The organism is Pseudomonas sp. B33.4 (assembly GCF_034555375.1).
In the GTDB taxonomy this organism is placed as follows: domain Bacteria; phylum Pseudomonadota; class Gammaproteobacteria; order Pseudomonadales; family Pseudomonadaceae; genus Aquipseudomonas.
Genome location: NZ_CP140706.1, coordinates 1,645,030 through 1,658,254, shown reverse-complemented (window position 1 = coordinate 1,658,254; position 13,225 = coordinate 1,645,030). Strand labels below are relative to the sequence as shown.

Annotated in this window: 12 protein-coding genes; 9 read left to right on the top strand and 3 right to left on the bottom strand. The window is 60.0% G+C overall.

Features of this window, described 5'->3' with window-relative positions; all coding sequences use genetic code 11:
- The first annotated feature begins 263 nt into the window (after positions 1–263).
- The 3 genes from U6037_RS07380 to U6037_RS07370 all read left to right on the top strand — a co-directional run bounded on the left by U6037_RS07380 (position 264) and on the right by U6037_RS07370 (position 5,327).
- Entirely contained in the window at positions 264–1,622 is a 1,359-nt protein-coding gene (locus U6037_RS07380; RefSeq protein WP_322846294.1) for a TolC family outer membrane protein, read from the top strand.
- Between the two features lie 173 nt (positions 1,623–1,795).
- Complete coding sequence (locus U6037_RS07375; RefSeq protein WP_322846293.1) at positions 1,796–3,955, top strand: type I secretion system permease/ATPase; 2,160 nt, start codon at positions 1,796–1,798, stop codon at positions 3,953–3,955.
- A 10-nt stretch (positions 3,956–3,965) separates the two neighbouring features.
- On the top strand, positions 3,966–5,327 hold the full coding sequence (locus U6037_RS07370; RefSeq protein ID WP_141128957.1) for an HlyD family type I secretion periplasmic adaptor subunit: 1,362 nt from the start codon (positions 3,966–3,968) through the stop codon (positions 5,325–5,327).
- Between the two features lie 121 nt (positions 5,328–5,448).
- Here U6037_RS07370 and U6037_RS07365 read toward each other — a convergent pair whose 3' ends face one another.
- Positions 5,449–6,045, bottom strand: a complete 597-nt coding sequence (locus U6037_RS07365) for a tRNA-uridine aminocarboxypropyltransferase (RefSeq protein ID WP_322846292.1) — start codon at positions 6,043–6,045, stop codon at positions 5,449–5,451.
- A gap of 5 nt (positions 6,046–6,050) precedes the next feature.
- Positions 6,051–6,944: a LysR family transcriptional regulator gene (locus U6037_RS07360; protein WP_007956593.1), complete on the bottom strand. Its 894-nt coding sequence runs from the start codon at positions 6,942–6,944 to the stop codon at positions 6,051–6,053.
- Between the two features lie 395 nt (positions 6,945–7,339).
- Here U6037_RS07360 and speB point away from each other — a divergent pair, with 395 nt between their 5' ends.
- The 6 genes from speB to U6037_RS07330 all read left to right on the top strand — a co-directional run bounded on the left by speB (position 7,340) and on the right by U6037_RS07330 (position 12,920).
- Positions 7,340–8,290 (top strand): agmatinase, encoded by a 951-nt coding sequence (gene speB / locus U6037_RS07355; RefSeq protein ID WP_003222717.1) that lies wholly within the window; start codon positions 7,340–7,342, stop codon positions 8,288–8,290.
- 10 nt (positions 8,291–8,300) lie between these two features.
- On the top strand, positions 8,301–8,723 hold the full coding sequence (locus U6037_RS07350) for a YybH family protein (protein ID WP_322846291.1): 423 nt from the start codon (positions 8,301–8,303) through the stop codon (positions 8,721–8,723).
- Between the two features lie 55 nt (positions 8,724–8,778).
- Positions 8,779–10,281: a cytosine permease gene (locus U6037_RS07345; RefSeq protein ID WP_322846290.1), complete on the top strand. Its 1,503-nt coding sequence runs from the start codon at positions 8,779–8,781 to the stop codon at positions 10,279–10,281.
- 156 nt (positions 10,282–10,437) lie between these two features.
- Entirely contained in the window at positions 10,438–11,817 is a 1,380-nt protein-coding gene (locus U6037_RS07340) for a sodium:solute symporter (RefSeq protein ID WP_242204423.1), read from the top strand.
- Positions 11,818–11,902: 85 nt separating this feature from the next.
- Positions 11,903–12,628, top strand: coding sequence for an MBL fold metallo-hydrolase (locus tag U6037_RS07335; protein WP_322846289.1), 726 nt, complete (start codon positions 11,903–11,905; stop codon positions 12,626–12,628).
- A 43-nt stretch (positions 12,629–12,671) separates the two neighbouring features.
- Entirely contained in the window at positions 12,672–12,920 is a 249-nt protein-coding gene (locus U6037_RS07330) for a phosphopantetheine-containing protein (RefSeq protein WP_034153223.1), read from the top strand.
- A 104-nt stretch (positions 12,921–13,024) separates the two neighbouring features.
- On the opposite strand, the gene U6037_RS07325 is transcribed toward U6037_RS07330, so the two are convergent.
- Complete coding sequence (locus U6037_RS07325) at positions 13,025–13,153, bottom strand: PA1414 family protein (RefSeq protein WP_322846288.1); 129 nt, start codon at positions 13,151–13,153, stop codon at positions 13,025–13,027.
- Between the last annotated feature and the right edge of the window lie 72 nt (positions 13,154–13,225).

Below are 13,225 nucleotides of genomic sequence, written 5' to 3'. Positions count from 1 at the left end.
ATGTCGCAAAGTGAGTGGAACTTTCCTCAAGCCTTTCTGCGCTCCCTAAAGCGCACAAAACAAAGGCTTTCATGCTGAACAATGTGCCGGTTTTTACAAAGCGCATAAGTTTTTTTCGGCATAAGCCTTATGAAAATTTTTTCTTAGCTACGCTTCAGGATGTTCTTAGCTCTGTTGTTACAAGAGTGAAACGCTTAGACCTAAAAATATCGTCAAATATTTGGCGACAGTAACACACCATCAGGACTCAGGGAGATGCACCCATGCGCGTTCTAACCCCCCTCTGCAGCGCGGTTTTGCTGGCCATGGCTTGCACTTCTCAAGCCCAGGCCATGAACCTCACCGAGGCTATTCAAAGCACCATCGCCACTCACCCGGAACTGGCCTCGCGCGTGGACGCCCGCCTGTCGGCTGATGAACAAGTCAAAGTAGCCAAGGGCGGCTTCTATCCGTCGGTCGATTTGAACGCTGCGTATGGCCGTGGCTACAGCGATAACACCAACACCCGGGCCTTCGGTAATCACCACACCGAAATCCTCAATTACACCCAGTCCGAGCTGCGCCTGCGGCAAATGCTGTTCGACGGCTTCAATACCGCTAACGAAGTCGAGCGCACCAAAGGCGTGTCCAATTCGCGCGCCTACTACGCGCAAGGTACCGCTCAGGATCTGGCCCTGCGCACCATCGAGGTCTACCTCGAAGTGCTCAAGCGTCGCGAACTGGTGACCCTGGCCCGCAACAACTTGCAGGCGCACCTGCGCGTCAACGACCAGATTGGCCTGCGCACCGAGCGTGGCGTCGGCAGTACCGCCGACTCGGATCAATCGGTCGCGCGTAAAGCGCTGGCGCAGAACAACCTCGACACCGCCGAAGTCGATCTGTCTGACGCTGAAGCCAACTTCTACAGCGTGGTCGGGCGAATGCCAGATGAGCTGGAAACGCCGGCCTCGACCCGTGGCGAACTGCCGACCGAATTGCGTGAAGCGCAGCAGAGCATGGTCGACAACAACCCGTATCTGAAGTCCGCTCAGGCTGACGTGCAATCGGCCGAGAGCCAGTATGAAGTCGCCAAATCGCCGTTCTACCCGCGCTTCGATGCCGAAGCCGCCGTGGGCGCGAACAACAACGTGCAAGGCGATGAAGGCCACGACAACGAATGGCGCGTAGGTGTGGTGATGAACTACAACCTGTTCCGTGGCGGCAGCGACAAGGCACGCCTCGCCTCCGACGCGCACCAGATCAATCAGGCGATGGACATCCGCAACAACGCCCTGCGCCAGCTCAACGAGAACATCCGCCTGGCGTGGAACGCCATGGAAAACGCGAAGAAACAGACCCCGACCGCCCGCGAGTACGCCGAAACCACCAAACGCGTACGCGCTGCGTATCAGGATCAGTTCGGCCTTGGCCAACGTACCCTGCTCGACTTGCTCGACAGTGAAAACGAGCTCTACAACGCCAACCGCCGCTACACCGAAATCCGCTACACCGAGGAATATTCGATGTACCGCGTGCTGGCGAACATGGGCCAGTTGCTGAGCAAGCAACGGGTGGTGCTGCCGGCGGATGCGATTGCGTCCAGTGAAGTGAAAAGCGAGGCCCGCCTCCCCGAATTGAAATAACCAACTCCCTGTAGGAGCTGCCGCAGGCTGCGATCTTTTGACGTTGTTTTTTACGATCAAGATCAAAAGATCGCAGCCTGCGGCAGCTCCTACACGTGATTGGGGTGATAGACGATCAAGCGTTCCGTTCAGTTTTGTGTAGCCAGTGCCACCGTTTCAGGGGAGCGATCAATATGACCAGCATGGAACCCGGCCACACCGGGGTCGATCCGCGGCTGAGCTTCGATGATCCGTTACTCGACGGTCTGTTGATCCTCTGCAAACTGCATGGCGCGACGGTCAGTCGCGCCAGCCTGAGTGCCGGGCTGCCCCTCAACAAACAGCGCCTGAGCCTGGATCTGCTGCCCCGCGCCGCCGCCCGGGCCGGGTTGCAGGCGCGCATTTTACGCCGCGATTTAAAGGACATCTCACCGCTTAACCTGCCAATTCTGCTGCTGCTCAACGACGGACGCACCGCTGTTTTACGGCGTTTCGGCGACGACGGCAAAGCGTTGATCCTGCCCAGCGAAGCCGACGGCGGTGAGCAATGGATCAGCCGCGACGAACTCAATGAGCACTACAGCGGCCAAGCCTTGTTCGCTCGGCCGCGCCACGAACTCGAAGACCTGCGTTCACCGCTGGTGCCGCGCGTCCATGCCTGGTTTCGCGACACATTGAAGCTGTCGAAATGGCTCTACAGCGATGCGATTCTCGCCAGTTTCCTGATCAACTTGCTGGGCCTGATGGTGCCGCTGTTCGTGATGCAGACCTACGACCGCGTGGTGCCGAATCAGGCCACCTCGACCTTGTGGGTGCTGTCGATCGGTTTGCTGATCGGCACCGGGTTTGAACTGGTCCTGCGGGTGGTGCGCGCGCACTTGCTCGACACTGCCGGCAAGAAAACCGATGTGATTCTTTCCGCCACATTGTTCGAGCGCATCACCGGCATGTCGATGAAGGCACGGCCGGCGACCATCGGCGGTTTCGCCCAAAGCATTCATGATTTTCAGGGTCTGCGTGAATTTCTCACGGCGGTAACGCTGACCAGTCTGATCGACCTGCCCTTCGTGGTGTTGATGCTGGTGGTGATCGGCTTGCTCGGCGGCTGGCTGGTGGTGATTCCATTGCTGGCGTTTCCAATCACCATCATCTTCGCGATGATCATTCAGGTGCGCCTGCGTGACACCGTGCAAAAGAGCCTGAGCCTCGGCGCCGAACGTCAGGCGGTGCTGATCGAAACCCTCGGTGGCCTGGAAACCCTCAAGGCTTGCAGCGCCGAAAGCGAGCGCCAGCACAAATGGGAAAGCACCCACGGCGCCCTCACCCGCCTCGACAGCCATGCGCGCAATCTCTCGGCGCTGGCCACCAATGGCACGCTGTTCATTCAGCAGTTTTCCGGGATGGCGACGATTGTCGCCGGGGTCTACAGCATCATCGCCGGCAACCTCAGCGTCGGTGCGCTGGTCGCCAGTTATATGCTCGGCAGCCGTGTGCTCGCGCCGCTGGGCCAGATTGCCGGGCTGATCACCCGCTATCAGCAAGCGCAACTGACCATGAAAAGCACCGATGCGCTGATGGCCCTGCCGCAGGAACGCGATGGCAAACAGCGGCCACTGGAGCGCACACAACTGCAAGGCGCGCTGGACGTCAACGGCGTGACCTTTCATTACAACGGCCAGAATGCCCCGGCACTGAGCAATGTCAGCTTCAGCCTGAAACCCGGCGAGCGGGTCGGCATCATCGGCCGCAGCGGTTCGGGCAAAAGTACCTTGGCGCGTTTGGTCATGGGCTTCTATGAACCCGAGGAAGGCCAACTGCTGCTCGACGGCCTCGACCTGCGCCAACTCGATGTCGCCGACCTGCGTCAGCAGATCGGCTACGTCGCCCACGACCTGCCACTGCTGGCCGGCAGCCTGCGCGACAACCTGACACTCGGCGCACGTTACATCAGCGATTCACGAATGCTCGAAGTCGCCGAACTGACCGGCGTCACCGAACTCGCCCGCCAGCATCCGCAGGGCTTTGATCGGCCAGTGGGCGAGCGCGGGCAATTGCTCTCCGGCGGCCAGCGCCAGGCCGTTTTGCTGGCGCGCTCGCTGTTGCTCGATCCGCCGATCATGCTGCTCGACGAACCCACCAGTGCCATGGACAACAGCAGCGAAGACCAATTGCGCCAGAAGTTGCACGGCTGGGTGCAAGGCAAAACCTTGCTGCTGGTCACCCACCGTACTTCGATGCTGAGTCTGGTGGACCGCTTGCTGGTGCTGGACAACGGCCGGGTCGTCGCCGACGGTCCGAAAGAAGCGGTCATCGATGCACTGCGCAAGGGCCGTGTCGGCTCGGCGGCGGTTTAGGAGTTGCCCCATGTCTGCTTCCTCCGATAGCAAAGAGCGCGGCTACTTCGACAGTTTCGGTAAAAGCGCCGAAGCCGAATTCATGCCGGAAACCGCCGGCGCTTCATTGCAGGATTCACCGCGCTGGTCGCGGATCACCGTATGGCTGGCGGCGGCGCTGCTGATCAGCGCGGTGGTCTGGGCCAAGTTCGCCGTGCTCGAAGAAGTCACCATGGGCGAAGGCAAGGCGATTCCGTCGAGCAAAGTGCAGGTGATCCAGAACCTTGAAGGCGGGATCGTCACTGAAATTTTCGTGCGTGAAGGGCAAATGGTGAACAAGGGCGACACCCTGCTGCGTCTGGATGACACACGCTTTCGCTCGAACAAGGGCGAAAGCGAGGCCGATCGATATGCGCTGACGGCACAGGTCGAACGGCTGTCAGCGGAGGCCGAAGGTCGGCCATTCAAGCTCTCCGATGAGGTTATCGCCAAGGCGCCGCAAGTCGCCGAAGACGAGCGTTCACTGTACGAACAACGCCAGCGCCGCTTGGCCAGCGAGCAGCGCACGCTGAGCGAACAACTGCGGCAGAAGACTCAGGAACTCGCCGAGTTTCGCTCCAAACAAGGCCAGTTCAGTTCCAGCCTGGCGTTGCTGCAACAAGAGATGAACATGTCCGAACCACTGGTGAAAACCGGCGCGGTGTCCCCCGTGGAAATCCTCCGCCTCAAGCGCAGCGCCGTGGAAATTCGTGGCTCGCTGAACGCCACCACTTTGGCGATTCCCCGCGCCGAATCAGCGATTGCCGAGATCCGCAGCAAGATCGACGAGTCGGAACAGACCTTCCGCTCGGAGGCCGCGAAAGAGCTGAATGAGAAACGCACCGACCTATCGAAAATCACCGCGACCAGCATCGCCATCGACGACCGCGTCACCCGCACTACCGTGACCTCACCGGTCCACGGCGTGATCAAGCAATTGAAGGTCAACACCATCGGCGGCGTGGTCCAGCCGGGCAGCGACATGGTCGAAATCGTACCGCTGGAAGACAACCTGTTGATCGAGGCCAAAGTGCGGCCACAGGATGTCGCGTTTCTGCATCCGGGCCAGAAAGCCATGGTCAAGTTCAGTGCCTATGACTACACGATTTACGGCGGGCTGAGCGCCAAGCTTGAGTTGATCGGTGCAGACACCATCACCGATGACAAGGGCAACAGCTTTTATCTGATTCAGGTGCGCACTGATAAAAATCATTTGGGCGGGGATGTAAAACCGTTGCTGATCATCCCGGGGATGGTGGCGACGGTGGACATTATTACCGGGGAGAAGAGTGTCTTGGATTATCTGTTGAAACCGGTGCTGAAAGCGCGGACCGAGGCGATGCGCGAACGGTAAATCTCGCCGTAACCTGTGTTGACTGAACAATTGCTATCGCGAGCAGGCTCACTCCTACATTTGGAATGTGTTCCCCCTGTAGGAGTGAGCCTGCTCGCGATAGCGCCAGTCCAAACGACAATTATCTTTCGCCATGGTTACGCTGAAACGTCTCCTCCCCCATCGCCGCAATCTGCCCCTCGATCAACGCCTCGAACGGTTTTAGCAACGGCTCGAATGAGGCCGGTGCCTCCAGCATCTGCAACGCCTGTACAATCGCCTCAATCGTCGACAACGCCCCCGGCCCCGGTGCCTTGCGCAGGCGATAGCGCGACACGCCGCCCTCGGCCAGCGTCACCCGTGGCAACGCCGCCAGCAGCGGATTGAGGTGCAGCATCTTGCGCGCCTTGCGCCACGTGCCATCAGGAACGACCAATAGCAAGGGTTCATCAGACTCGCCGTAAGCCTGCATCGGTTGCGCATCCTCAGCCGGAAACAACAACCGCGCCCGATAGCCCGGCCGGTTCAGCAGCGCCGGCAAATCCTCGAATACCTCACCGACAATCAGCTCGGCATTGGTCAACCCGAGTGCCGCCAACCGCGCGGTATTCAACGCATGATTAACTTCACTTGGATGCTGCAACAGCAACACCCGCGTGCGGCTGTCGAGGCTCGGGATCAGCGGGCACAGGCAATGGGTTTGGGGGCGCAGGCAGCGCGGGCATTGGGGTCTGGACATCGTTGTTAGGCCTGATTGAGCTGTGCTTTGAGCAAATCACGGAAGGTCTGGATAAGCGGCTCGCGGCTGCGGCCCCGGCGCATGATCATCGAAAATGGTGCCTGATAACCGAAGGTCGCCGGCAGCAATACGCGCAAGTCACCCTTGTCCGCCCACGCCTGAGCGTAGTGCTCCGGCAAGTAACCGATGTAAGCGCCGGACAGCACGAGAATCAGTTGCGCCTCCATACTTTCCACCGTCGCGGCGCTGTGTTTGAAACCATGGCGCGCCAGCTCGGCCTGACTCCAGTAACCGCGCCCGACCATGCGTTGCTGGGTGATGACTTGCTCGGGGATGCGCCGCTCGTTGAACAACGGATGGCGGCTGCTGCAATACAACCAGTGTTGTTCACGGTACAGCGGCATGTAGACCAGCCCGCTCATGCGCGTGGAAAACGCGCCGATGGCCAGGTCGAGGCGGTTGTCCTGCACACCGAGTTGCAGTTCGTAAGGGCTCATCACCGACAGGTGCAAATGCACCGCCGGGTGTTCCTGACTGTAAGCGCCGATGGCTTCGGCGAATGGCAACGCCTTGTCGCTGACGGTGGAGTCGATCACGCCGAGGTTGAGCGTGCCGCGCAGTTCGCCCTTGAGCGCCGCGGCGTATTGCTCGAAACCTTCGAGCTCGGCGAGCAGGCGCAGGGTTTCCTGATGGAACAGCTCTCCTTTGCTGGTCAGGCTGAAGCCGCCGCGCCCGCGATGGCACAACACCAGGCCGAGCGCGGCTTCGAGCTGGCTCATGTAGGTGCTGATCGCCGAGGTCGACAGGTTGAGTTCCTGCTGCGCGTTGGCGAAGCCCTGATGACGCACGACGCTGACGAAGATGCGCAACAGTTTCAGGTCGGGTAAAGCGTTGGCCATGTCTGCTCCGGGCTTTAGAGATGTGTTGCCTGATAAAACTTTCCCTCACCCCAGCCCTCTCCCAGAGGGAGAGGGAGCCTACCGAGCTGTTAAGAGGATCTACGCCGACCTGCGATATCAAGTCGAACTCAGGATTAGAAGCCAAGGAGATCGGCCCCCTCTCCCTCCGGGAGAGGGCTGGGGTGAGGGCAGCAATGTTCAGCCAGGCAAGAATCCCGAGACCGCAAAGTCTAATCCCAGCCTCGCCATTAGTTTAGAAAAATCTGAACTAAGTTTTTGCCCGTAGCGATTCTTTCCCCTCACTACATTTCGCATCATCGGCCCCACAGCGGCGTCCGACCCCGTGCTCCACGGCGCGCCGACATAAATAAAACAAAGACGATGAGGCCTTACCCGTGGACAAGATTCTTCACCAACCACTGGGCGGCAACGAAATGCCGCGCTTCGGCGGCATCGCCACCATGCTCCGACTCCCCCATGTACCGACCGCTGCCGGCCTGGACGCTGCCTTTGTTGGCGTGCCACTGGACATCGGTACTTCACTGCGCCCCGGCACCCGCTTCGGGCCACGCGACATCCGCACCGAATCGGTGATGATCCGCCCGTACAACATGGCCACCGGCGCTGCGCCGTTCGACTCGCTGTCGGTTGCCGACATCGGTGACGTGGCGATCAACACCTTCAACCTGCTCGACGCCGTGCGCATCATCGAAGAAGCCTACGACAACATCCTCGAGCACAACGTGATCCCGATGACCCTGGGTGGCGACCACACCATCACCCTGCCGATCCTGCGTGCGATTCATAAAAAGCACGGCAAGGTCGGACTGGTGCACATCGATGCCCACGCTGACGTCAACGATCACATGTTCGGCGAGAAAATCGCCCATGGCACCACCTTCCGTCGCGCCGTCGAAGAAGGCCTTCTGGACTGCGACCGCGTGGTGCAAATTGGTTTGCGTGCGCAGGGTTACACCGCTGATGACTTCAACTGGAGCCGCGATCAGGGCTTCCGCGTCGTACAAGCCGAAGAGTGCTGGCACAAATCGCTGGCGCCACTGATGGCTGAAGTGCGCGAGAAAGTCGGCGGCGGCCCGGTTTATTTGAGCTTCGACATCGACGGCATCGATCCGGCCTGGGCACCGGGCACCGGCACCCCGGAAATCGGTGGTCTGACGACCATTCAGGCGATCGAAATCGTTCGCGGCTGCCAAGGCCTCGACCTGATCGGTTGCGATCTGGTAGAAGTCTCGCCCGCTTATGACACCACCGGCAACACCTCGCTGCTGGCCGCCAACCTGCTGTACGAAATGCTCTGCGTACTGCCTGGCGTGGTCCATCGCTGAGGGTCGGGTCATGAACGAACGTGATCAGGTTTTGCAAGCGGCCGCCGATCTGGTGGCCGCCTTCGCCCGTAACGATCGCGAAGCTTATTTCGGCGCGTTCAGCGCCGATGCAAGTTTCGTCTTCTACACCCTCGAACAGCCGCTGCTGTCGCGCGATGCCTATCAGGCCTTGTGGGACAGCTGGCGCGCCGAGCATGGCTTCGAGGTGCTTGCGTGCACCTCGAGCAACGCTTTCGTCAGCCTGCAGGGTGACGTGGCGATTTTCATCCATGACGTGGCCACCGAGCTGCGCATGCAAGGGGAGCAACACTTCAGCCAGGAGCGCGAGACGATTGTTTTCAAGAAACACGCGTCGAGCCTAGAACAACAAGGCCTTTGGCTGGCCTGTCACGAACATTTGTCCGCAATGCCGGAAGGGCTGCCATCCCCTTAGCCAAGACAGGTGACGCTCACGCACGATGAGCGCGCCTTTATGATCGGAGCAGATCATGAATAACAACAACAACGACCAAAGCCTTACGCAGATTGAAACCCACGGGGTCGAGCAGATCCCGGACCACGAACGCAGCGCAGGCCCGACGGACTTGTTCCGGATGATCTTCGGTGGTTCGAATACCTTTGCCACCGCCGTGCTCGGCAGTTTCCCGGTGCTGTTCGGTCTGTCTTTTCAGGCCGGCGTCTGGGCGATTGTGTCGGGCGTGCTGCTCGGCTCGCTGATCCTCGCACCGATGGGCCTGTTCGGCCCGCTCAACGGCACCAACAATGCCGTGTCGTCGGGTGCGCATTTCGGCGTGCATGGGCGCATCGTCGGTTCGTTTCTGTCGCTGTTGACCGCTATCGCGTTTTTCTCGCTCTCGGTGTGGAGTTCGGGAGATGCGCTGATCGGGGGTGCGAAACGCCTGATCGGTCTGCCGGAAACCGACCTGACTTTGGGCCTGGCCTACGGTCTGTTCGCGATTCTGGTGCTGACCGTGTGCATCTACGGCTTCCGCTTTTTGCTGTGGGTAAACAAGATCTCGGTGTGGAGCGCCAGCCTGTTGTTCCTGCTGGGCATCTTCGCCTTCGCCGGTCCTTTCGATGTGAACTACGCCGGTACGGTGAACCTCGGTCAGCCGGGCTTCTGGGCGGCGTTCATCGGCGCTGCGCTGGTGGCGATGAGCAATCCGATTTCCTTCGGCGCGTTCCTCGGCGACTGGTCGCGTTACATCCCGCGTGACACCTCCAAGCAACGCATCATGGCGGCGGTGGTGCTGTCGCAGATCGCCACGTTCATCCCGTTCCTGTTCGGCCTGACTACCGCGACCATCGTCGCGATCAAGGCGCCGGACTACATCGCGGCGAACAACTATGTGGGCGGTTTGCTGGCGGTGTCGCCGAGCTGGTTCTTCCTGCCGGTGTGCTTGATTGCGGTGATCGGCGGCATGTCCACCGGCACCACTTCGCTGTATGGCACCGGGCTGGACATGTCCAGCGTATTCCCGCGGGTGCTGTCGCGCGTGAAAGCGACGTTGCTGATCGGCGTGCTGTCGATTGCCTTCATCTTCATCGGCCGGTTTGCGGCGAACCTGGTGCAGAGCGTGTCGACCTTCGCCGTGCTGATCATCACCTGCACCACGCCGTGGATGGTGATCATGATCATCGGTCTGCTGGTGCGTCGCGGCTTCTACTGCCCGGATGACCTGCAAGTGTTCACACGCGGCGAACAGGGCGGACGCTACTGGTTCAGCCACGGCTGGAACTGGCGCGGTCTGGGCGCATGGATCCCGAGCGCGGCGGTCGGTTTGTGCTTCGTCAATCTACCCGGGCAGTTCGTCGGCCCGCTGGGAGAAATGGCCGGTGGCATCGACATCAGTTTGCCGGTGACCCTGGGCCTGGCCTCGGTGGTGTACCTGACGCTGCTGAGCCTGTTCCCGGAACCGCGCGAAGTGTTCGGCCCGAAGGATGCGCGCAGCCAAGTCGTGGAAAAACCTGAACTGCGCCAAGCCGCCTGATTAAACACAAAACCCTGTGGGAGCGAGCTTGCTCGCGAAGGCGGCGGCACATTCAAAGGTGATGTGACTGACAGATCGCTTTCGCGAGCAAGCTCGCTCCCACAGGGAGATTCGAATTCAGCCTCACATAAAAAAGACAATCGGAGACACGCCATCATGGCTTTGGATTTATTCGTCGTCCTCATCTACGCCGCCGGCATGCTCTTGCTCGGCTACTTCGGCATGCGCAAGGCCAAGACCAACGAGGACTTTCTCGTCGCCGGTCGTAACCTCGGCCCAAGCCTGTACATGGGCACCATGGCCGCGACCGTGCTCGGTGGTGCGTCCACCGTCGGCACCGTGCGTCTGGGCTACGTGCATGGCATCTCCGGCTTCTGGCTGTGTGCGGCACTGGGTTGCGGGATCATCGCGCTGAACCTGTTCCTCGCCAAACCGCTGCTGAAACTGAAGATCTACACCGTTACCCAGGTGCTGGAAAAACGCTACAACCCGATGGCCCGCTCGGCGAGCGCGATCATCATGCTGGCCTACGCGCTGATGATCGGCGTGACCTCGATTCTGGCAATCGGCACCGTGCTGCAAGTGCTGTTCGATCTGCCGTTCTGGGTATCGGTATTGCTCGGGGGTGGCGTCGTGGTGGTTTACTCGGCCATCGGCGGCATGTGGTCGCTGACCCTGACCGACATCGTCCAGTTCATCATCAAGACCGTGGGCCTGATGTTCATCCTGTTGCCGATCTGCCTGTACCGCGTCGGCGGCTGGGACGAACTGGTGCTGAAGTTGCCGGCCGCTGCGTTCAACTTCACCAGCATCGGCTGGGACACCATCATCACCTACTTCATGATCTACTTCTTCGGCATCCTGATCGGTCAGGACATCTGGCAACGGGTGTTCACCGTCAAGAACGAAAAAGTCGCCAAGTACGCCGGCACCTTCGCAGGCTTCTACTGCATCCTTTACGGCCTGGCCTGCGCCCTGATCGGCATGGCCGCTCACGTCCTGATCCCGGACCTGAGCAACGTCAACAACGCCTTCGCCGCCATCGTCAAACTGTCGCTGCCGGACGGCATTCGTGGTCTGGTGATCGCTGCCGCACTGGCGGCCATGATGTCCACCGCCAGCGCCGGCCTGCTCGCCGCTGCCACCACCGTGACGGAAGACCTGCTGCCGAAACTGCGCGGCGGCAAACAGTCGAGCCTGGGCATCAACCGCCTGTTCACCCTGCTGACCGGCATCGTCGTGCTGGGCATCGCGCTGGTGGTGAACGATGTGATCAGCGCCCTGACGCTGGCGTACAACCTGCTGGTGGGCGGCATGCTGATCCCGCTGATCGGCGCGATCTTCTGGAAACGCGCGACCACCGCCGGCGCCATTGCCTCCATGGGTCTGGGTTTCGCCACTTCGCTGCTGTTCATGTTCAAGGACGGTCTGGATGCCAACACGCCGATCTACTACAGCCTCGGCGTAGGCCTGGTGAGTTTTGTGGTTGTCAGCCTGTTCTCCCCTCGCCCGGCAACCGTGGCGAGTGCGATCTAAGCTTTGATGTAACGACTTGATGCTTTCTTCGACGGGTGTGGCGTCGGTTGCCACACCCGTTTTTTTCGTCTGAAGGAAAGTGCTGATGAAGATTGTTTCTCGCGATAAATGGTTCGAAGTACAACACCTGAGTGACGGCATTCGGCTGATTCACGAGCCGTATATTCGGCCGTTTTACCGATGCAACCTCTGGCACGTTCAGGGCCGTGACAAAGACTTGTTGCTCGATAGCGGTTCAGGGCTGGTGAGCTTGCGGGAGCAATTGCCGTGGATAACCGAACGGCCGTTGGTGGCGGTGGCCAGTCATTGCCATTTCGACCATATCGCCGGGCATCACGAATTTGCTGAACGGCTGGTGCATCCAGCCGAAGCGGACATTCTGGCTGCGCCGGATGGCGAAAACGACTTGAGCCGCGCCTTCGTCGGCGACGACATGTTTGAAGCGCACCCGGATTGCCCGTTGTGCTACGCCGAATACCGGGTCAAAGCCGCGCCGGCCACCGGGTTTGTCGAGGACGGTGATGTGCTGGATCTGGGCAATCGCACGCTGCAAGTGCTGCACACGCCTGGACATTCGCCGGGCGGGATCAGCCTGTACGAGGCGGCGACTGAAACATTGTTCAGCGGCGACATCATCTACGACGGACCGTTGATCGAAGACGCCTACCATTCGAATCTCGAGGACTACGCCGCCAGCCTGCGACGTTTGCAGGCGTTGCCGATCCGCACGGTGCATGGCGGGCATTTCGGCAGTTTTTCCGGGGAGCATTTGCGTTCGATGATTGACCAGTGGTTGCGCGAGCACGCCTGAGGCCTGCTTCACTCAAGCAGAACAACCATCAGAAAAATCTGCCATGAGAAGAGCTGCCGTGCGTGCCGCCGTGCACCGATACATCCGGCGTCTGCTGGAAACCCGAGAATTCAACGACAACACCAGCCTGGTGCAACTGGGGCTGGAGAAAGCCGATATAGAAGATCTGATCTTTCATCTGGAAGATGAATTCGGACTGACGGCGTTCACCGCCGAGGAAGACCGCATGCTCAAGACCGCGAAGACGGCGAATGACTTGAGCCGGTTTTTGCTTGAGATAGGCCGTCATTAAAAGCAAAAGATCGCAGCCTTCGGCAGCTCCTACATTAATCCGTGTAGGAGTTGCCGAAGACTGCGATCTCTTGATCTTGAATCCTTGATCTCGGATCGGGGGCGTTACCGGCGCCGTTGTTGACGGCGGCGCTGCTCGTCATCGGTGCGGATCGGTACAGGCAGCAGAGGCGGTTCGATCAAGCCAAGGGCAACACCCAAGTCGTGCAGCCAGTTTTGAATTTTCTCTTTCATCGTCATGCCCCCTTCAGGGTGGTGCTGAGCGGCCGGAATTCTGAGGCCGCTTCGCACTGATAATAGTCCGAA

Bases quoted from the DNA above. Each gene is read 5' to 3' on its own strand.
- U6037_RS07380 (WP_322846294.1), top strand. From the start codon at position 264: ATGCGCGTTCTAACCCCCCTCTGCAGCGCGGTTTTGCTGGCCATGGCT.
- U6037_RS07375 (WP_322846293.1), top strand. From the start codon at position 1,796: ATGACCAGCATGGAACCCGGCCACACCGGGGTCGATCCGCGGCTGAGC.
- U6037_RS07370 (WP_141128957.1), top strand. From the start codon at position 3,966: ATGTCTGCTTCCTCCGATAGCAAAGAGCGCGGCTACTTCGACAGTTTC.
- U6037_RS07365 (WP_322846292.1), bottom strand. From the start codon at position 6,045: ATGTCCAGACCCCAATGCCCGCGCTGCCTGCGCCCCCAAACCCATTGC.
- U6037_RS07360 (WP_007956593.1), bottom strand. From the start codon at position 6,944: ATGGCCAACGCTTTACCCGACCTGAAACTGTTGCGCATCTTCGTCAGC.
- U6037_RS07350 (WP_322846291.1), top strand. From the start codon at position 8,301: ATGAACGAACGTGATCAGGTTTTGCAAGCGGCCGCCGATCTGGTGGCC.
- U6037_RS07345 (WP_322846290.1), top strand. From the start codon at position 8,779: ATGAATAACAACAACAACGACCAAAGCCTTACGCAGATTGAAACCCAC.
- U6037_RS07340 (WP_242204423.1), top strand. From the start codon at position 10,438: ATGGCTTTGGATTTATTCGTCGTCCTCATCTACGCCGCCGGCATGCTC.
- U6037_RS07335 (WP_322846289.1), top strand. From the start codon at position 11,903: ATGAAGATTGTTTCTCGCGATAAATGGTTCGAAGTACAACACCTGAGT.
- U6037_RS07330 (WP_034153223.1), top strand. From the start codon at position 12,672: ATGAGAAGAGCTGCCGTGCGTGCCGCCGTGCACCGATACATCCGGCGT.
- U6037_RS07325 (WP_322846288.1), bottom strand. From the start codon at position 13,153: ATGAAAGAGAAAATTCAAAACTGGCTGCACGACTTGGGTGTTGCCCTT.